The sequence below is a fragment of the Pseudoalteromonas aurantia genome, assembly GCF_005886875.1.
Classification (GTDB): Bacteria; Pseudomonadota; Gammaproteobacteria; order Enterobacterales; family Alteromonadaceae; genus Pseudoalteromonas; species Pseudoalteromonas aurantia_A.
Map to the genome: position 1 here is coordinate 17,979 of NZ_PNBY01000043.1, position 19,273 is coordinate 37,251.

The 19,273-nt window shown below is 42.2% G+C and carries 16 protein-coding genes, 1 other RNA gene and 1 pseudogene; 8 read left to right on the forward strand and 10 right to left on the reverse strand.

Annotation, left to right across the window (positions count from 1 at the left end; genetic code table 11):
- Positions 1-162: 162 nt before the first annotated feature.
- From CWC18_RS09660 to CWC18_RS09670, 3 genes are all read left to right on the forward strand, one after another.
- Entirely contained in the window at positions 163-2,076 is a 1,914-nt protein-coding gene (locus CWC18_RS09660) for a methyl-accepting chemotaxis protein (RefSeq protein ID WP_138592634.1), read from the forward strand.
- A gap of 146 nt (positions 2,077-2,222) precedes the next feature.
- Positions 2,223-3,416 (forward strand): tetratricopeptide repeat protein, encoded by a 1,194-nt coding sequence (locus CWC18_RS09665; RefSeq protein WP_249930095.1) that lies wholly within the window; start codon positions 2,223-2,225, stop codon positions 3,414-3,416.
- A gap of 58 nt (positions 3,417-3,474) precedes the next feature.
- Positions 3,475-4,299, forward strand: coding sequence for a M28 family peptidase (locus CWC18_RS09670; RefSeq protein ID WP_138675165.1), 825 nt, complete (start codon positions 3,475-3,477; stop codon positions 4,297-4,299).
- On the opposite strand, the gene CWC18_RS09675 is transcribed toward CWC18_RS09670, so the two are convergent.
- Positions 4,227-4,544, reverse strand: coding sequence for a GIY-YIG nuclease family protein (locus CWC18_RS09675; RefSeq protein WP_138592636.1), 318 nt, complete (start codon positions 4,542-4,544; stop codon positions 4,227-4,229). The genes CWC18_RS09670 and CWC18_RS09675 overlap by 73 nt on opposite strands.
- A gap of 129 nt (positions 4,545-4,673) precedes the next feature.
- On the opposite strand from CWC18_RS09675, the gene CWC18_RS09680 reads away from it, so the two are divergent.
- Complete coding sequence (locus CWC18_RS09680; RefSeq protein WP_138592637.1) at positions 4,674-5,033, forward strand: outer membrane protein assembly factor BamE; 360 nt, start codon at positions 4,674-4,676, stop codon at positions 5,031-5,033.
- Positions 5,034-5,110: 77 nt separating this feature from the next.
- Here the strand turns inward: CWC18_RS09680 and CWC18_RS09685 are convergent, their stop codons facing one another.
- Positions 5,111-5,425, reverse strand: a complete 315-nt coding sequence (locus CWC18_RS09685) for an RnfH family protein (RefSeq protein ID WP_138592638.1) — start codon at positions 5,423-5,425, stop codon at positions 5,111-5,113.
- Positions 5,422-5,859 carry an SRPBCC family protein gene (locus CWC18_RS09690; protein ID WP_138592639.1) on the reverse strand — a complete coding sequence of 146 codons (438 nt, stop codon included), beginning with the start codon at positions 5,857-5,859 and terminating at the stop codon, positions 5,422-5,424. Before CWC18_RS09690 ends, CWC18_RS09685 begins: the two co-directional genes overlap by 4 nt.
- Positions 5,860-5,999: 140 nt before the next feature.
- Between CWC18_RS09690 and smpB the strand changes: the two genes are divergently transcribed.
- On the forward strand, positions 6,000-6,482 hold the full coding sequence (gene smpB / locus CWC18_RS09695) for an SsrA-binding protein SmpB (RefSeq protein ID WP_010367188.1): 483 nt from the start codon (positions 6,000-6,002) through the stop codon (positions 6,480-6,482).
- Between the two features lie 54 nt (positions 6,483-6,536).
- Here the strand turns inward: smpB and fabB are convergent, their stop codons facing one another.
- Positions 6,537-7,751 (reverse strand): beta-ketoacyl-ACP synthase I, encoded by a 1,215-nt coding sequence (fabB, locus tag CWC18_RS09700; RefSeq protein ID WP_138592640.1) that lies wholly within the window; start codon positions 7,749-7,751, stop codon positions 6,537-6,539.
- A gap of 178 nt (positions 7,752-7,929) precedes the next feature.
- Between fabB and mnmC the strand changes: the two genes are divergently transcribed.
- On the forward strand, positions 7,930-9,921 hold the full coding sequence (gene mnmC / locus CWC18_RS09705; RefSeq protein ID WP_138592641.1) for a bifunctional tRNA (5-methylaminomethyl-2-thiouridine)(34)-methyltransferase MnmD/FAD-dependent 5-carboxymethylaminomethyl-2-thiouridine(34) oxidoreductase MnmC: 1,992 nt from the start codon (positions 7,930-7,932) through the stop codon (positions 9,919-9,921).
- A 73-nt stretch (positions 9,922-9,994) separates the two neighbouring features.
- Here the strand turns inward: mnmC and CWC18_RS09710 are convergent, their stop codons facing one another.
- Positions 9,995-10,870 (reverse strand): flagellar protein MotY, encoded by an 876-nt coding sequence (locus CWC18_RS09710; protein ID WP_138592642.1) that lies wholly within the window; start codon positions 10,868-10,870, stop codon positions 9,995-9,997.
- 192 nt (positions 10,871-11,062) lie between these two features.
- On the opposite strand from CWC18_RS09710, the gene rnt reads away from it, so the two are divergent.
- Positions 11,063-11,740, forward strand: coding sequence for a ribonuclease T (gene rnt, locus CWC18_RS09715; RefSeq protein ID WP_138592643.1), 678 nt, complete (start codon positions 11,063-11,065; stop codon positions 11,738-11,740).
- A 142-nt stretch (positions 11,741-11,882) separates the two neighbouring features.
- Here rnt and gap read toward each other — a convergent pair whose 3' ends face one another.
- The 4 genes from gap to CWC18_RS09735 all read right to left on the reverse strand — a co-directional run bounded on the left by gap (position 11,883) and on the right by CWC18_RS09735 (position 17,868).
- Entirely contained in the window at positions 11,883-12,887 is a 1,005-nt protein-coding gene (gene gap / locus CWC18_RS09720; RefSeq protein ID WP_138592644.1) for a type I glyceraldehyde-3-phosphate dehydrogenase, read from the reverse strand.
- An 18-nt stretch (positions 12,888-12,905) separates the two neighbouring features.
- The gene (gene eda / locus CWC18_RS09725) at positions 12,906-13,526 is read right to left on the reverse strand and encodes a bifunctional 4-hydroxy-2-oxoglutarate aldolase/2-dehydro-3-deoxy-phosphogluconate aldolase (protein ID WP_138592645.1); all 621 of its coding nucleotides are present in this window, start codon (positions 13,524-13,526) and stop codon (positions 12,906-12,908) included.
- 26 nt (positions 13,527-13,552) lie between these two features.
- The gene (gene edd / locus CWC18_RS09730; RefSeq protein ID WP_138592646.1) at positions 13,553-15,406 is read right to left on the reverse strand and encodes a phosphogluconate dehydratase; all 1,854 of its coding nucleotides are present in this window, start codon (positions 15,404-15,406) and stop codon (positions 13,553-13,555) included.
- Positions 15,407-16,236: 830 nt separating this feature from the next.
- Entirely contained in the window at positions 16,237-17,868 is a 1,632-nt protein-coding gene (locus CWC18_RS09735) for a DUF342 domain-containing protein (protein WP_138592647.1), read from the reverse strand.
- Positions 17,869-18,133: 265 nt separating this feature from the next.
- On the opposite strand from CWC18_RS09735, the gene ssrA reads away from it, so the two are divergent.
- Positions 18,134-18,489: a transfer-messenger RNA gene (gene ssrA / locus CWC18_RS09740) on the forward strand.
- A gap of 199 nt (positions 18,490-18,688) precedes the next feature.
- Here ssrA and CWC18_RS09745 read toward each other — a convergent pair.
- Positions 18,689-19,180: pseudogene (locus CWC18_RS09745) on the reverse strand (transposase); the annotation flags it as partial.
- Positions 19,181-19,273 lie beyond the last annotated feature (93 nt).

A 19,273-nucleotide genomic window follows, 5' to 3' on the forward strand; every position in this document is an offset into this window, starting at 1 on the left:
TTTGCTATGGGCTTTTTTAATCGAATTTTAAATTCCAGTTACCTATGTACCCATTACTGCATTATACAAAAGTGTTAATTTAATGAACAATACCTATCCCTTCTTCGCTCGTATTATTGTATATGATAGAATAGAAACCTTGTTTTAAAACAGTGTGGATCAATGCGAAAAACTAGCCTTACAATCACGCAAAAAATTACATTATTAGGAAGCTTAATTGCAATAACAGTTGCCAGTATTATTGGTGCTACTGCGATTTATAGTGCTAAAACGATGACCGAAACGCGCATGCTTGAGTCGGAGTTACCAGCCAAAGTAGACAGCATTAATAAAACGATAGCCAAGCAAATTCAACAACTTAAAAATGCGGCAAAACAGCTCTCTAGCAATGTCTTCATTACGGAGTCTGCAAGGAACGATACTCTCAACGAAACCCAACTTATTAATGAGTTGAGCCGTTTAGTTGATCAATATGATCTCGCTACTGCTTCTTGGGCCAACCGTGAAACCAGCCAATATTGGAATCAAAATGGGTTCTTACGTGTACTTAACCAACAGCAAGATGGGTGGTTTTTTGGCTTTAAAGAGAGCCAACAAGAATACTCTATTAGCATTTTCCAAGAGTCCCCTGGTGATGTAAAGATGTTCGTTAACCACCAGCAAACACGTGGCCTCGGTCTAGCCGGATTAGCGAAAAGCATTGATGATATGCAAAATATGCTAAGTAATATGGTGATTGAGAAGTCTGGCTTTGTATTTGTTGTAAATAAAGCAGGCACCATTCAATTACACCCAGACGCCGCGTTGGTCGCAACCACCTCACTGCGCGATTTATATGGCAACCAAGTGGTTCGTAACCTACTCACCAATCGTCCATTTTTAGTGAAAAAGCTAAATGTGAGTAACCAAGCAACGTTAGTTGCAGCCAGCCCTATTGAAGGCACTGATTTATATGTCATAGCACAAGTGCCTGAAGCTGAAGTCATCGAAGAGATCACGCAACTCCAGTGGCAAATAATCGCGTTCTCCATTACCGTCGCCCTGATAGCAAGTTTGATCAGCCTGTTCTTGGCCAAAAACCTAAGTGCGCCGTTATCGAATATGGCAAATTTATTTGCCCGACTAGGCAGCGGTGATGCAAAGTTAAACTATCGAGTACCCGAATCTGAACAACCTGAATTGCAAGCTCTGGCTGAAGGTTTTAATCAATTTATCAGCAAAATCGAAATGGCTATCAAAAAAGTATCCAGTGAAAGCCGAGACATTCGCAGTACCAGCGAGCGTGTATTTTCTCAAAGCCAAAGTAATTCAAAATCACTTGATGAACAAAAGTCCCAAACTATCTCTGTTGCTGCTGCAATTAACGAAATGGGGGCAACTGTCCAAGAAATTGCAGGCAGTGCAAATAATACAGCCAAGCTCACTGAACAAAGTAAAGCAATGTCAGATCAAAGTCACAGTGGGGTTCAGCATAGCCAAACACAACTTCAAGACTTAGCGAATGATATTGATGCGATGGCATTAGAAGTCACCACACTTGCAGAAAAAACACAATCTATCGCTAATATTGTTGATGTGATCCGCGGTATTTCAGAGCAAACCAATTTACTCGCACTTAATGCAGCCATTGAATCGGCACGTGCTGGTGAACATGGTCGTGGGTTTGCTGTTGTTGCTGACGAGGTGCGTGCACTGGCCAGTCGCACATCACAATCGACAGACGAAATTCAAGCAACTATTACAGAGCTGACTGTCGCATCTGATTCGATTGTGAAAAAAATCAGCCAATCTAAGCATCAAGCAGTGCAGAGTGTTGAAACAATGCAAAACTCTGTCGAACTGATGGAAACAATTACTGAGACGGCGAATCAGATTAACGACATGACAACACTCATCGCAGCCGCAACTGAAGAGCAAAGTAATGTCGTCGCTGATGTGGGCAGAAGCATTGAGCACATTAGTACAATTAGCGATGACGTCATGAATGAGCAGTTAAATACTGAACAATCAATCCAAGCGCTTGCCGACTCAGCAAAAACACTTGATAGTTTAGTCGCGAGCTTTGAGCAAAATTAGTCCATAATATCACTACAAACTTGAGAGCAGGATATAGACCTGTATAACCTGCTCTCATGACTGTAATAATTTGTAACCAATTGAGTTATAATTTAATCAAATTCTGGGCTATGCTTTATTAAAAAGCAGTTGTATCTCGGGATTTTATGATGTCTACGCTAAATAAAATCAAACTAGTCATTACAGTAGTCAGTTGCGTAGCACTAAGTGCTTGTAACACCCTACCTAGGTCATCTTCAGTCAATAAAGCACTGTTAAATAGTGATACTTTTACATTACAGCCCGTGCCAACCCCTCAAGATATTTTTCAACTTGATGACCGTATTAAGAACCAGCTAGATAATTACTTTCGAGGTACTACGCCATCCCTTTCACATACAAAAAAGCTACTGCGTTTTCTCGTTGATAACGGAGATGCCTCCTTGTCATATCAATCAGGGGCAAATTTAACGGCATCCCAAGCATACTTTGACCTCAACGCCAATTGCCTATCGTTGTCTATTTTGTCGTTTAGCTTGGCTGAGCATCTTGGTTTTAAATCTCAATTTCAACGAGTTCATATCCCTGAATATTGGGACCAAACTCAAGGCTATAATTTATTGACGGGGCACGTAAATTTAGTCATCAGCGAATCAAACTACACAACAAACAAAAATAAAAGTAACGGCATTGCCCTATATACCCGCCCACAATCTTTGACTATCGATTTTGACCCAAATAGCCGCCAGCAAAAATTCACCACCTCCGACATAACAAAGCAAAGAATATTGGCCATGTTTTATAGTAATCGAGGGGCAATGCACATGATCAACGCAGAATATGATCTAGCCTTCAGCTACTTTAAAGCAGCAATTAGTGCCGATGAATTATACTCAGGCGCTTGGGGGAACTTAGGTGTACTTTATCGTGTAGCTAATCAATACCAACGAGCAGAAGACACATATCAACAAGCTCTTGCACTAAATGCAGATAATAAAACTGTATTGGGCAATATGGCGTTACTTTATAGGATGACAAACCGAGATTCTTTGGCCATAGCACTTGAAAACACACTAAATCAGCAGCGTAAAAATAACCCATACTACCAAATTGTGCTTGGCAACGAGGCCCTGGAAAACAATTATTTCACGTTGGCGCTTCGTCACTTCAACAAAGCAAGAAAACTTGATAGCAAACTTCATAAAAGTTACTTTGGGCTTGCCAAAGTACATTATTATCGAGGTAACCTTGAGCAAGCTGAAAAATATCTGTTACAAGCGTATAAATTATCTGAATACAAACATGACCGTAAACGCTATCAAAGTAAGCTGCAATGGATACAAGCTGTGGCTAAAAACTAGTTGCCTTATTTTTTTACTCACTAGCTTTGCGTTATCCGCAACACAACTTCATAATGATATGAAGATACTGACCAGCAGCGAACACGCTGGAAGAAAGGCGGGATTGAATGATGAGCCCAATATCAGTGCACGATACCTCTATGCACGATTCACAGCACTAGGGTATCAGCCGTTTTATCAGTCATTCGAATTTAAAACGGGTTTTTTTAGCACAGCCAAGGGGCACAATGTCATAGCAACATTACCTTGCAGCGCAACTCAGTGCGATGCCAATATCGTAATTACGGCACATTTTGATCATTTAGGTGGGCAACCCTCCTCTTATTATGCAGGCGCTAATGACAATGCATCCGGTACATCGACCCTCTTGTTTTTAGCCCAGAGTCTAAAACTGATCAATAGGCGCCATCGTGTCACATTTGTTGCAACTGATGCCGAAGAAAATGGCCTGTACGGCGCAAAACACTTTGTGAATGAACTTGACGTAAATAAACGAACGATTTTAAACATCAATCTCGATATGCTGGTACCGAATAAACGTAAACGGTTATATGTACTGCACTCTAAAAAAACCAAATCGGCGGTCGCATTACTCAAACAACAACCCACTGAATCCCTGCGAGTAAAAATCGTCAACTCACGTTATAAAATGCAGCGATTAATGGATAACCCCCGTATAGATTGGCATAAAGCCAGCGATCATTATGCGTTTGCGAAAGAAAACATTCCTTATTTATATTTTGGTATTGGCGAAGATAAAAATCATCACACCAAACGCGATACGTTAGAATCTCTCGATTTTTCTCGGTTTCAGTTGGTAGTTAAATTCATTAATAACTTTATGGTTGAGTTACTGGATACCCCGCTGGAAGCCACAAATTGACGCTTTTGCGGTTTGGTTAACTTTTTAACTTGCCACTCTAGTTTACAAGCATCACTTTTACTGCCGACAGGGTAATTAAAAATAAGGGTTAGCGGCCCTTTGCCTTTTAAGTTTTTTGCGCCTTTCCCCTGTTGGTGTGCGGCAAATCGCGCCATAACGTCATTGGTCACGCCGGTGTACCAATGGCCCAATCGCGTTTCAATAATATAGATATGCCACACCGGGTCCACACTCTTCTCTTTCATTGCAATTACTTTTTACTCTCTATTTAGAAACTTTTTTAATACACTAAGGTCGAAGTTCGACAAGAAGCTTTACCTTCTGCGCTTTATCGGTATCATGCAGAATAATTGAAAATAAGGATACACAAATACATGCTGTCTAATAAATCCCTTTTTACGTGGTTCATTGCGATTATAACTACAGTCATGCTGTCTGGTTGTTCAAGCTGGGTCTATCGAATCAACGTACCGCAAGGTAACTTTTTAGAGCAGTCAGATGTAGAAAAACTACGCGTTGATATGACTCGCGAGCAAGTGCTATTCGTTTTAGGCAGTCCAATTGCAAAAGATGCCTTTAATAACAATACTTGGCACTATGCGTATGTGTTTAATATTGACCGAGAGTCTGAACAACGCAAATCGCTGACTGTATTTTTTGAAAACGACAAATTGAGCCGTATCACAGGCGACTATGACGAACCAAAAGAGTTCAATATACCGCTTGATCAGTAATGTGATATAGAAAATAAAAGGGCCTAAGGGCCCTTTTATTTTAGCTGTAGAATGAAAAACACTCTGCTCATCTGATTTTACGCTCTACCACCAGTAATTTTATTGGCCCTGCCCTCATCTTTTGCTTTCTCAGCCCGTCGTCTGCGCGCATCTTTCGGATCAGCAATTAATGGCCTATAAATTTCAATCCTATCACCTTCTTTTACAGCTTGTTTGCCCTTTACCGTTCGATTCCAAATGCCCAAGGTCAAATCAGTGGGATCAATATCAGCACACTTATCTAAAATACCTGACTGAAGCACTACCTGTTCAGCCGATGTACCTTCAGCAACATCCACAGACATCACCACCGCTTTATGTGGCACCGCATAGACCACATCAACTTTAATCATGACCTTGCTCCATACACCGTTTTAGCTCGCTGTGTAAATGCGGCCACCATATTTTTGGCAACCTCATTAAAAATCTTGCCAAATGCCAGCTCAACCAATTTATTCGCAAATTCAAAGTCTAATTTTAGCGTTACTTTACACGCTTGGTCGTCTAACTCCGTAAACTCCCAATAACCATATAAAGACTTAAATGGCCCGTCGACTAATTGCATCTTTACTTGACTGCCTTCAAAGCTATTACGCGTGGTAAACCACTTCTTTAACCCCGCTTTAGAAATTTCTAAACTTGCGACCATATCATTTTGGGTTGATTCAATCACTTTTGAATCTGAACAATTTGGTAAAAACTCAGGGTATGCACCTACATCGTTAACCAGCGTAAACATTTCTTGAGTGCTATACATCACCAACGCACTTTTTTCTATTTGTGGCATAGTTACTCCAATCTATTTGTCGCGATTTTAGCAAGCTTTTAAAGAATTATCTTGTATGCTGTAAGCTACTGCGCGAAAATAACGCACAAATTTAAAAAAGCACTATTGTCTGTCCACTTTTCTAGGTAAACTAGGCCATTATGGCAAAGAAAAAATCATCAAAATCAACTACCAATACCATCGCACTGAACAAAAAAGCGCGACATGAGTATTTTTTAACCGATAAGTTTGAAGCGGGCATTGAACTGCAAGGGTGGGAAGTAAAAAGCATCCGAGCAGGTAAAGTAAACATTTCAGACACCTATATTCACCTTAAGGATGGTGAAGCATTCCTACTTAGCAGCCAAATTCAGCCGCTAAACAGTGCTTCTACCCATGTTATTTGTGATCCAATGCGCTATCGTAAGTTGCTACTCAATAAACGTGAAATTGATCGTTTAGTTGGTGCAACTGAACGAGACGGCTTCTCGCTGATCGCGACTGCAATGTATTGGAAAAAGTGCTGGGTCAAACTAGAGTTTCACCTTGCGAAGGGTAAGAAAATGCATGACAAACGTTCTGACAGTAAAGATAAAGACTGGTCACGTGAAAAAGAGCGTTTGATGAAGCACTCAGCCCGCTAGTAACAACACATAAAAAAACCTCGCATTGCGAGGTTTTTTTTCAGGCTTTAAAACTTAGCCTTTGTATTTTTGCATCACTAATGTGGCATTAGTTCCACCAAAGCCAAAACTGTTCGACATCACAGTATTAAGCTCAACATCACGACGCTCTGTCACAATGTCTAAGCCTTGTGCTTGCTCGTCAAGCTCATCGATATTAATTGAAGGCGCTACGAAGTTATTTTCCAGCATTAAGAGTGAGAAGATAGCCTCATGCACACCAGCCGCGCCCAGAGCATGGCCTGTCATTGCTTTTGTTGCACTGATCGCTGGTGAATTATCACCAAACAACTCTTGAATTGCACCTAATTCTTTCACATCACCTACAGGGGTAGATGTACCGTGTGTATTTAAATAATCGATTGGGCCGTCAATATCTTGCATTGCTTGTTTCATACAACGCACAGCACCTTCACCTGAAGGGGCTACCATGTCATAGCCATCAGACGTTGCGCCATAACCTACAATTTCCGCATAAATATGTGCGCCACGAGCAAGGGCATGTTCAAGTTCTTCAACAACCACAATACCGCCACCGCCAGAAATAACAAATCCATCACGATTTGCATCGTATGTTCGTGAAGCTGCTGCAGGGTTATCGTTGTATTTAGTCGATAATGCGCCCATTGCGTCAAATTCCATCGCCAGTGTCCAGTGTAGCTCTTCACCACCACCAGCAAAAATGACATCTTGCTTACCAAGTTGAATTTGCTCTACTGCATTACCAATGCAATGTGCAGACGTTGCACACGCAGAGCTAATAGAGTAATTCACACCTTTAATTTTAAATGGTGTGGCTAAACACGCCGACGTTGTGCTTGCCATAGTACGAGGCACCATATAGGGTCCTACACGCTTTACGCCTTTCTCACGTAAAATATCAGCGGCTTCTACTTGGTACTTTGAAGAACCACCACCAGAACCTACGATCAGGCCAGTACGCTCATTAGATACTTGATCGTCAGCTAAACCAGAATCTTCAATTGCTTGTGCCATTGAGATATATGAAAATGCCGCAGCATCTCCCATGAAGCGGTGTGCTTTACGGTCAACAAAGTCTTTTACGTTGATGTCGATATTACCAGAAACATTACTGCGCAATTTATATTCTTCAAATTCAGGATTAAAAACGATACCGCTTTTGCCTGCTTGTAAAGACTCTAATACTTCTTGCTTGTTATTGCCGATGCTTGAAACTACACCGATCCCCGTAATTACGGCTCTTCTCATGGGTAAATTCCCTTAGTCATTTACTAAATTGTGGCTATTCTACGCTGAAATGCCTAACCAAGTGGTCAGCTTTCCAGCTTACACACGTACTCTGAAACTTTTTTACGTAAATTACAACGGACTATTACGGCTAAAACGCGTAAAATAGTGCCTATATTTTGCTGTTCACGCTATTACTATGATAAAAAATGCACAAATCCATTTCAACGAGATGGGCACACCCGTCGCCGATAACTTTGACGACGTCTACTTTTCAAACGATGATGGACTCGCTGAGTCTCATTATGTCTTTTTTACTCAAAATAATATAGCAGAGCGATTGCAAAAACATGACCAATCCCACTTCATAATTGCTGAAACAGGATTTGGCACAGGGTTAAACTTTTTAAATGCATGGCAACAGTTTAATAATCGCCCAGCAAATAGCTCTGTAAAAAAGCTTCATTTCATTTCATTTGAAAAATTTCCTATTAAACATGAAGAATTAGCGAAAGCCTTAGCAGCCTGGCCATCACTTACACTTCAGGCAAAAGCTTTGTGCGATAATTACCCTATGGCACTTGCTGGTTGCCACCGTATAGAATTTGAACAAGGTCGTATTGTGCTCGACCTGTGGTTTGGTGACGTGCATGATTCGCTGCCACAGCTAAGCTACCAATCGCGCGGGATTGTTGATGCGTGGTTTTTAGATGGTTTTGCCCCGAGTAAAAATCCGGATATGTGGCAACAAAGCTTATTTAATGCCATGGCAAACCTATCTAGAGACAATGCAACCGTTGCAACGTTCACTGCCGCAGGCTTTGTTCGCAGAGGTTTGCAAGAGGCAGGTTTTACGTGTAAAAAAGTCAAAGGCTTTGGCCGTAAACGCGAAATGGTGGTTGGTACACTCGACAAAGCTAACGCCCATGAGACGACCCCCCCATATTATTACCATGATAACCGCCCACTGGAGCAAGTCGCAATCATTGGCGGGGGTATCGCCAGTAGTTGTTTATTATTTCAATTGGCCAAACGTGGAAAACACGCCACCTTATTTTGCCAAGATAATAAATTAGCGCAAGGGGCGTCCCATAACCGCCAAGGTGCTATCTACCCTAATTTACAAGCAGATAACTCACCACCTAGTGAACTTTACGCACATACTTTTTTGTATGCACGTCGATTTTATGACGACATATACGCGCAAGGTCATCATTTTAGCCATGATTGGTGTGGTGTATTACTACAAGCATTTAATGACGCTAAAGCAGAGCAACACGCCAATCTGGTGAAAAAAGCCCAATGGCCAACGTCATTAATTAAGCCTGTTACACACTCACAAGCATCTGATATCGCGGGTGTCAGTCTGCCCTATTCAGGCCTTTATATCGAACAGGCTGGTTGGGTTGAACCCGCCGAGTTAACCAACGCCATTTTTAATGCCGCACAAGATCTCGCGCCAACTCAAAGCCATTTTAATACCGATATCACTCAATTAGAAAAAGCGCAGGATGGCTGGTACTTACATACTGAAACGACAAAACATGGCCCTTTCACTGATGTTTTTGTCTGTGCAGGGGAGCACAGTGATCGGTTTACGCAAATGGCTGATATTCATATTCATGGTGTAAGAGGCCAAGTATCTCATATCAAGCAAGGGGCTGAGTCAAGTAAACTCCAAACTGTACTGTGTCACAAAGGATATTTTACACCCAGCCACAATGGCGAACATTGTATGGGTGCCACATTTGACAAAAATACCAAAAGCCGCGCCATAAAACCACAAGACAACGATGCCAATCGAGCACAACTCATGAAGTTTTACCAAGACAGTGCATTTGCGCAAAGCCTTGGTGTCATTAGCAGTGAAAAAGCAGCCGTTCGTTGCTGCTTTAACGACCATGTACCCATGCTCGGGCAGGTGCCAGAGCAACAAGACCTCATAGAAGCCTATCGCAACCTGACTAATGGTAAGCAGTATGGGTTTGGTAAACCGAGTGTTCCGCATAAAGGTTTACATGTGCTAACCGGTTTTGGAGCAAGAGGGCTGTGTACTGCGCCCCTCACAATCGAACACCTAGTGGCGAGCCTATTCAATGAACCTAGGCCACTGAGTGAACGCACTCATCAAGTGATACACCCAAATAGATTTATCGTCAGAAATCTTATTCGGAACAAAATTGGTATATAACACCATAAATACTGCAGTGGTACATTAAAAGTATAAAACAAAAAGCCGCATTTAAAATGCGGCTTTTTGTTACTTAAGACCTCGCGATTTGAATAATAACTCGGCGGTTTTTTCTCCTTCCGAGTGCATTATCGTTTGGCTCAACATGGCGCTTTTCACCAAATCCATCTGTGCGTACCTTTTCACTGGGCACTCCCATTTCTTCCATATACCGCTTAATGGTATCTGCTCTTTTTCGTGACAACACCATGTTGGTATTTCTACCACCATAGCTATCTGAATAAGCAGAAATATAAATAGACTCTATATTTTCATCGTTTTTCAAATATTCACCGATCATTTCTAAGCGCTTTCTTGAAGACTTAGTCAACATGCTAGAATTTTTTTTGTAGTTCATTACTGTAAAAGCAATATCTTCAAAACTATACGCCAACAAATTGTCTCTGCACTGTAAAAATGCCCAATACATGTCTCTAAAGTTTACCGAAGACAGCGCAACAGAGATCTGATCTGAACTATTTTGCCAATCTTTATAATAAAACGTCGGGTAATTGCCTTTCTCAAGTTCAGTCAGTATTTCCCACGCAATGCTGTTATCTAATTCCCCGTCAAACTTTTTCAAAAGTTGCATTTTACTGATGTCGCGAACCGGATTACCGGCACGCCATGCTGGCGGCACAGATTGTAACCCTGCAAAGTCATAACTTTCAGGCCTTACAACCATATCTAAATTAAATGTGAGGTCTTTATTTTTACTTGCGGTAGAGCTAAAAATAGCATCTCCATAATAAGGCACTTCGTGATTTAACTCACACGATAATCGTGTGGTTTTATCTAATGTCCAATGAGAGGTGTCGGCGTTGGCACTATATTGCCGCATGGCGGCTTTTGAATCACTTGCAATGGCAAGCAAACAGCCAACACTGAGTATTAATACATGTAATTTCACAACACAACTCCAAGTTTGCCAAAAAATGTTAGCTTACGCATACACCAACCATGACAAATTAAAAAATAGTTTTACCTGAGTACCTAAGCAATAATTATGCCTAAAAAATAACGACATTCATCCCATATAGTTAACATATCAGGCTGCACCATTGTATAATGGTCAGCTTCATATTCAGCAATCAAAAGTATTATGGCAGAAACAGAGCAAACCTTATTTTCACAGCGCTTTCGTGGCTTCTTTCCTGTAGTTATCGACGTAGAAACCGCAGGCTTTAATAAAGATACCGATGCTTTGTTAGAAATTGCAGCATCGGTCTTAAAAATGGATGAACATGGCGAACTTAGTTTAGATCATACGCTACATTTTCATGTTGCGCCTTTTGAAGGGGCAAACATTGAGCAATCAGCCATCGAATTTAATGGCATTGACCCATTTTCACCTCTGCGCGGCGCGGTACCAGAAGCCGATGCAATCAAAGAGATCTGTAAAATGGTGCGCAAGGCACAAAAAGCCGCTGGATGCTCTCGTTCTGTTATTGTGGCACACAATGCCGCTTTTGATCATGGCTTTTTAAATGCCGCGATTGAAAGAAATAATATTAAACGTACCCCTTTTCACCCGTTTGTTAGCTTTGATACCACCTCGTTAGCTGGGCTAGCCTTAGGCCAAACTGTACTGGCCAAAGCCTGTCGTACCGCAGGGATAGAGTTTGACAATAACCAAGCACATTCAGCATTATATGACACCGAACGGACTGCGGAGCTATTTTGCTATATTGTCAATAAGTGGAAAGCACTTGGAGGTTGGCCTCTGCCACCAGTTGAACCTGAGCAAAAAGATAATGAAACAAAAACAAGCGAAAAGTAATCGCCTAGTTACTCTTTAAAGTAAAATAATAGAAGACAATGCCGCTAAAAGTTCATTGCACTTTCTGATTTTTTACAAAATTTTACCCATAAAAAAGCCGCTAAATTAGCGGCTTTTTAAACAAGTAATTTTAGTTTTGATTTTACAGGAACTGGCCTAATGCTTTTACTTGGTCAATCATGCGGTTTGAGAAACCCCATTCGTTGTCATACCAAGCCATTACTTTTACCAATTTACCATCAGCTTTAGTCTGTGACGCATCAAATACTGATGACGCTGGGTTATGGTTAAAATCAATTGATACAAGCGGTAGTTCATTGTACTGAAGAATGCCAGCCATCGCACCTTCAGCGGCAGCTTTAATTACCTCGTTCACTTCAGCCGTCGTCGTATCGCGCTTAGCAATAAACGTTAAATCAACCAACGATACGTTCACAGTAGGTACACGAACAGCCATGCCGTCAAGTTTACCAGCAAGCTCAGGTAGTACTAAACCAACCGCTTTAGCTGCACCTGTCGCTGTAGGGATCATTGACTGAGTAGCACTACGCGCTCGGTATAAATCTTTGTGGTATACGTCACATAAGTTTTGGTCGTTTGTGAACGCATGAATTGTTGTCATACTGCCTTGCTCGATACCAATGGCATCGTTTAATGCTTTTGCAACAGGTGCTAAACAGTTTGTCGTACATGACGCGTTTGAAATAATCGTGCTTGAGGCTGATAACACGTCGCTATTTACACCGTGTACAACCGTTGCATCTAAATCAGTTCCAGGTGCTGATACGATCACTTTTTTTGCACCCGCTTCAATATGCTTTGACGCTGTCTCACGTGATGTAAAAATACCCGTACATTCTAAAACGATATCTACATTAAGCGCTTTCCAAGGCAAGTTTACTGGATCACGTTCTTGAGTCAGGGTAATTTCGTCATTACCAATATTTAATGTGTTGTCTGCAAGGGTTACTTGCTGGTTAAAACGCCCGTGTACGGAATCAAACTGTGTTAGGTGCGCATTAACATTTGCTGGTGCTAAGTCATTAATTGCAACAATTTTAATTTGTTCGTTTTGGCCAGACTCATAAAGCGCGCGTAAAACATTGCGACCGATACGGCCATAGCCATTAATTGCGATGTTGATCATAACTGAGATTCCCCTTGATTATTTAACTTCACTTGCTTGTTTTGCAAGCGCTTCAATGGCTTGCCAGTCTTTGTTAGCGATGAGTTGCTTATCAAGCATCCACGTACCACCAACACAAATTACATTCTTTAACGCCAAATATTTTGGTGCACTGTCTAAAGAAATTCCGCCCGTTGGGCAAAAAGTCACCTGTGGTAATGGCCCGCCAATTGATTTAAGCATAGGAACACCGCCTGCAGCTTCTGCAGGAAAAAACTTCAAGTATTTGAAACCGTGCGACGCTAATTTCATTACTTCACTGGGTGTTGCAGCACCCGGTAAAAACGGAATATCAGTGCCTTTGGCGAGCGTCAATAATTCATCGTTTACACCAGGGCTCACCATAAAGTCAGCACCGGCCGCAACTGAAGCGTCAAATGTTGTTTTATCAACCACAGTGCCAGTACCTACATAGGCATCTGGTACTGTTTCTTTCATAATTTTTACCGCTTGTGCTGCTACTGGCGTACGCAATGTTACTTCCAGTGCTTTCAAACCACCGTTGTATAATGCTTGCGCCAGTGGTGCGGCATCTTCTAAGATGTCGATAACAACAACTGGCACGACGGGTGCCGATGATAAAATCTGTTCAATACTCATGTTAGTCCTCATTCCCAATGCGTTTATTATTGTTCTAGACCAAAGGCACTTGCGCCTAGGTCTGCACTGCTAACAATGTTTCTAAAGCCAGTGAATAGCTCTCGACCAGTGCCAAATGTTGCTTCTGGCTCGCTCAATAATAGCTCTCGCGCCGATAGCTCTTCATCTGACACATGTACAAATAATTCGCCCTCTGGTGCATTTAATGTCACCAAATCACCTTCATGAATTTTAGCAATAATGCCACCTTCGACTGCCTCAGGCGCTAAGTGGATGGCCGCAGGTACTTTACCTGATGCGCCAGACATACGACCATCCGTTACAATGGCAACCTTATAGCCTTGGTCTTGCAGTGTCGCCATCACAGGCGTTAATTTATGAAGTTCAGGCATACCCTTTGCCTTCGGACCTTGCTCTTTAATAACAGCGATGAAGTCTTGATTCAGTTCACCATCGGTATACGCTTGTTGCAGCGCTGCCTGTGAGCTAAATACTTTCGCAGGTGCTGTCACTGACTGATGTTTTTCATCAACCGCAGAGACTTTAATAACCGCTTTACCAATGTTACCGGTTAATAACTGTAAGCCACCTTGCGGACTAAATGGATTACTCACTGGGCGAAGTACATCTTCATCAAGTGAATTTTCAGGACATGGCACCCACTTGATCTTGCTAGGGCCTGTGTTGTTCGTCATGATTAAGCTAGGGTCAGCTGCCAGCATTGGCTCTTGGGTATACGCATCAAGCCCTTCGCCCACAATGGTCTTTACATCGTTATGTAAGTAGCCACCGTCACGTAGTTCTCTCATTAAGAACCCCATACCGCCCGCTGCTTGGAAGTGGTTTACATCCGCAGAACCATTTGGATAAATACGGGTTAGCAGTGGCACAACTTCAGACATATCAGCCATGTCTTTCCAGGTGATTTGTACACCGGCTGCTGCTGCCATTGCAACTAAGTGGATAGCATGATTGGTAGAACCACCCGTTGCTAATAAACCAATTAAGCCATTAATAACGGTTTTTTCATTAACAATATCAGCCAAACAATTGGCATTTTTGCCATCAATCAGCTGTTCAAGCATTTGCTCAACAGCACTGCCAGTTAAACCATCGCGCAACTCAGTGTAAGGGTTAATGAACGAACTACCGGGTAAATGTAGGCCCATTATTTCCATCAACATTTGGTTTGAGTTGGCTGTTCCGTAGAATGTACAAGTCCCCGCACTATGATAAGACGCACTTTCAGCTTCAAGAAGCTCTTCTCTGCTCACCAAGCCTTGTGCAAATTTTTGACGAATACGGGCTTTTTCTTTATTTGGGATACCCGATTGCATAGGGCCTGCTGGTAAAAAGAACACAGGTAAGTGGCCAAATGACAATGCACCAATTAATAATCCAGGGACAATCTTGTCACATACGCCTAAACAAAATACGCCATCAAATACATCATGAGATAGTGCAACAGCAGTCGACATTGCAATCACATCACGTGAAAATAACGACAATTCCATTCCATCACGGCCTTGTGTTACGCCGTCGCACATTGCAGGAACGCACCCTGCAACTTGTGCAGTAGAGTCGTATTTTTGTGCAATGTTTTTAATTAAATCTGGATAATCTTTGTACGGCACATGGGCAGATAACATATCGTTATATGAATTGATAATGCCTAGGTTAGGTTGTTCGTCTACTTTCAGACGATCTTTGTCTGAGCTAGAACATGCTGCCATAACATGAGCAATGTTGCCGCATCCTAGACCTGAGCGTACACGTGTTTGTTTTTTTGCTTGTTGTATACGTGCTAGGTAGGCTTGACGCGTTGCTTTACTGCGTTCGATAACACGTTCGGTGACTTCTTTAATTCGAGGATGCAACATAATAAAATTCGACTCATCTCTATAGTTAGAGGAAAAAGGCTCAGCACACGTAAAGACTCCACTTTAAACACCGTACTGAGCATCTTTTGATTTACCCGTTCAAAGGTACGCTACCAGGTTGTCTCTCACCTCAACCTGACACCGGTGTCACTGTATTAAGCCATGTTAATGACACCGGTGTCAACCTTTGACCTCGAATTTAGATTAAAAAAAGAAAATGACCAAATAATGACCACGATTAAATTCAGTACAAATATGCACAAAAAATAACTTAATAAGAAATAAATGGGAGGACTATGAATAACTTAAAAAACTAACTCGCAAATGAAGTTTTACTAACGCTAATATTTCCCAACACATACTTTGCAAATTGCATACGCAACACTATAAACTAGGGTTTAGGCGTTCACCACAACATGGATCCTGAAATAAATTCAGGAAAACAAAGTGCGTAACGATGCGTTTTACGCATTCTCCGCCTTTCGTCACCTCACTGCCGTCACCACCCCACACCGTCACTCTGACGCAGGTCAGAGCCCATCCACAATAACCCATCCGACTAAATTACAACCTCATAATCCTTTTCCAACACTCCCACTTTAGTCACCTCACTGTAGTCACCACCCACACTGTCACTCTGACGCAGGTCAGAGCCCATCCACAATTAACCACCCAACCAAACAACAAGCACATATCCTTATCCAACATTCTCACTTTCGTCACCACCAACCGCTTCTATGACGCAGCTCAGAGTCCACAACAAGTCCCTTTCCCCAAAACAAAAAAAGCGCCAATTAGGCGCTTTCAAAGTATCACTATGTGTATCTCAGTTAAGTACTAAAATGCTGCGTGATTTTCCCTTCATCTAACTTCACCATATTCGGCGGATAAATACGGGTAAACTGCTTACTATCCAGCGCTATTGTTAATTCAATGCCCGGATGCATCAGCTCATTTACTTTAATACGGCTCGAATTTACAAGCCTTGCCAGCTTTTGCTTAACGAGTAACATATTTCGTTGATTACGCTTGTAATGCTCATTCAACTGTTGCTCATTCAGCTCTAGCTTTTTCAAAAACGCATCACGCTTAGCTGTTTTTGGTGACTTATTGGCTTTTATTTTGGCACGCGTTATTTCTATGACCTTATCAGACAAGCGTTTTTCGAACGTTTTAAACTCATCTTGCTTTTCTTTAAGTTCATGCCAATTTTGCGCAATAGATATACGTGTTTTAGTACCTGAAGGTGCACCTAATTCGCCCGTTTCAATGCGTAATGCATTCAACACATTACCACCAATCAGCTTGCCTCTTGGCTTTTCACCCTTACCAATACGAATTAAGCGGCGCGACATTAAATCACAGTGTAAAACCTGACGGTCCACTAATAAATCTTGATTAGTTTCAATATGACAATACTGCGCATACCCAACCGATACCGTACGGGCAGCTTTTATATGGCATGAAAAGTCTTCGCCGTCAGTGCGCTTACGGCCTATCGCGCCTTGCATAATGCTGATCGCACTGGCACTTTGCAAAATAGATGACTCAACAAAACCAATCACCGTAATGTCGCCTGATGCCTTAATACGCATACCATCTTTCACATCACCACTGACAATCACACTGCCATCAAATTCAACATGGCCCGTCGTGACATCCACGCAGTCATAGCACAGCACATCATCAACGCGCATACCACGAGGTACCGCCACTGGTACACCTTTGGTATCAGCAATCAGTACATTAGGGTCCTTTGGGTGAAGTTTGGTGCCTTCCATCACTTGTAACTCAAAATTACGGCCGGGCTTCGGGTCGAGATCATCACCAAAAACGGTAAAGCCTGTCTCCCCCAATGTCGCTGGTACGCGCTTCATTAGCGGGCTACCAGGACTTACGGTAATAATGGCACCAAGGTCTCGCATATCGACCTTGCCGCCATCTTTTGTTTGTGGACTGAGTACTCTATCCTGTGCTGTCATACACAGGCGCACAAAACGTGCATCAGTGCCATCTTTGGCTCTCACACCATGGGCAACAATTTCTTCGTAAACTACGCCCGCAGGTTGCTCAAACTGCTTACCAAGAAACTGTTCTAATACATCTTGATTTATGCCTCTTTTTACTCCTGCCTCTGACAGTGCTTTAGCCGCTTTTTCTACAGACACAAGTTTACCGCCACTGGCAACAGTGATCCGCGCTTCCGCCATCATATTTGCGTCATCAACTCGAATAGCAATAGATGCATCAATTGCCCTAGCCACGGCCAAAGAGTCTTGATCGCCTACCTCTGTAGAAGAAAATAACTTACCAATATTGGCGTGAATTATTTCACAATCTGCATGTTCAGATTGCTCTAATAACTCAACGAGCTGAGAAGCACTAGCCGGAAAGCCCGACTCTACTGGATGAGACAACAAATAGACATAGCCTAAGTCTTCATCAAAACGAAACAACGACATAAACTTTTTCCCAAAGTATGTGCATAGAATTCTTATTCTTATCATGCAAGGTAACGACACCATTTGAGCACAATGGACCCATAATGTTAAGCAGTAACTGTTACGAATTGCTACAAATTATGAATGATTGTAAATGCAATTTGCGTATAACTTGCCTGTTAAATCGCCAACCAGTTCATATTAAATAAGTTATCGGCAAAAGTAGCTTGAGCATTAGCATTACTTTCCGCTATAATGGCCGCACTTCACTGAATAAACATATTCAGGGGCTGATTAGGATTCGACAGGATTCATGAAGCCTGAGGTGCATGTCGAGGGGCGGTTGGCCTCGTAAAAAGCCGCATTTAAAGTAATCGCAAACGACGATAACTACGCTCTAGCGGCCTAATAGCCCGCTAGCACTCCTCCAAGAAATGCTTATGGTTCTGGTTCTGGAGTGTCACCCTACATAAGATCGCTGCGGAAACCCTGGCCGGGGTTGAAGGGCTAAAACTAAGCGGCCTCGCCTTTACTTATCGTGTACGTCCGAGATTTAAAGGTTAACCAAAAGACGATACTAAACATGTAGGACCGAAGGTCGACGCTTTCTGGACGGGGGTTCAAATCCCCCCAGCTCCACCACTTTAAAGTGTTATAATAAAGCCTGTTAAAGAACAATCTTTAACAGGCTTTTTTGTATCCAAATATCAATGTCCACATCTTGACCACATTACTTTTTAAAGACACAAAACCAACAGAAAATACGAGTTTTCAAATTAGACTCTAGTATTCCGCTCTCCTCTATTAAATCCAAGGCGCTCGACATCAAGCAACCTAAAAATTAAGCCAGTAATTTTTCACACTGCTTGTAATTAGCCCGCCGTTTTATTTCTAGGCTCGCACAATAATTATCAAGCTTTTGCGGCCGCCCTACTGCGCCGTGAAATACGGTGGTAAATTGCGTGGTGAGTTTTTGCCAGTTCTCTGGGGCGATGTTGAGTCTGTCTAGAATTGGTGAATTGATTAGGCTTATAGCGCCTCGCTTATCTGCCCGCATACATCGGCCGGTTAGCTCTACCAGTTCTAAATAGGACTTTAATTCAAAGGGTAAACCTTTGGGCATGTGCTTTCGGGGGCTACCTGCAAACCGTGCCAATTGTTTAGGTTGCTTGCCTTCTTTGGCATATTCACAGCGTGTTTTAGCGCTCGTGTAGTCTGAGGTTTCGGGTGTATTAGCCATTTTGGCTCTAATTGGGTTTAAATCAACATACGCCATACAAGCTGCCAATGCCGCTTCATCAAGTAAAGCTTGTGATTTAAAACGGCCTTCCCACAAATTAATAAGGAATTAATTTGAATACCGTTAGGCAGCCCGAAGGGTGAGCGCCATGGATGGCTGCGAATAAAATCTGCCTGTACAGTTATC

Bases quoted from the DNA above. Each gene is read 5' to 3' on its own strand.
- CWC18_RS09690 (WP_138592639.1), bottom strand. From the start codon at position 5,859: ATGCCACAAATAGAAAAAAGTGCGTTGGTGATGTATAGCACTCAAGAA.
- smpB (WP_010367188.1), top strand. From the start codon at position 6,000: ATGGCAAAGAAAAAATCATCAAAATCAACTACCAATACCATCGCACTG.
- CWC18_RS09680 (WP_138592637.1), top strand. From the start codon at position 4,674: ATGCTGTCTAATAAATCCCTTTTTACGTGGTTCATTGCGATTATAACT.
- rnt (WP_138592643.1), top strand. From the start codon at position 11,063: ATGGCAGAAACAGAGCAAACCTTATTTTCACAGCGCTTTCGTGGCTTC.
- CWC18_RS09675 (WP_138592636.1), bottom strand. From the start codon at position 4,544: ATGAAAGAGAAGAGTGTGGACCCGGTGTGGCATATCTATATTATTGAA.
- eda (WP_138592645.1), bottom strand. From the start codon at position 13,526: ATGAGTATTGAACAGATTTTATCATCGGCACCCGTCGTGCCAGTTGTT.
- CWC18_RS09685 (WP_138592638.1), bottom strand. From the start codon at position 5,425: ATGATTAAAGTTGATGTGGTCTATGCGGTGCCACATAAAGCGGTGGTG.
- mnmC (WP_138592641.1), top strand. From the start codon at position 7,930: ATGATAAAAAATGCACAAATCCATTTCAACGAGATGGGCACACCCGTC.
- fabB (WP_138592640.1), bottom strand. From the start codon at position 7,751: ATGAGAAGAGCCGTAATTACGGGGATCGGTGTAGTTTCAAGCATCGGC.
- CWC18_RS09665 (WP_249930095.1), top strand. From the start codon at position 2,223: ATGATGTCTACGCTAAATAAAATCAAACTAGTCATTACAGTAGTCAGT.
- CWC18_RS09735 (WP_138592647.1), bottom strand. From the start codon at position 17,868: ATGTCGTTGTTTCGTTTTGATGAAGACTTAGGCTATGTCTATTTGTTG.
- edd (WP_138592646.1), bottom strand. From the start codon at position 15,406: ATGTTGCATCCTCGAATTAAAGAAGTCACCGAACGTGTTATCGAACGC.
- CWC18_RS09670 (WP_138675165.1), top strand. From the start codon at position 3,475: ATGAAGATACTGACCAGCAGCGAACACGCTGGAAGAAAGGCGGGATTG.
- gap (WP_138592644.1), bottom strand. From the start codon at position 12,887: ATGATCAACATCGCAATTAATGGCTATGGCCGTATCGGTCGCAATGTT.
- CWC18_RS09660 (WP_138592634.1), top strand. From the start codon at position 163: ATGCGAAAAACTAGCCTTACAATCACGCAAAAAATTACATTATTAGGA.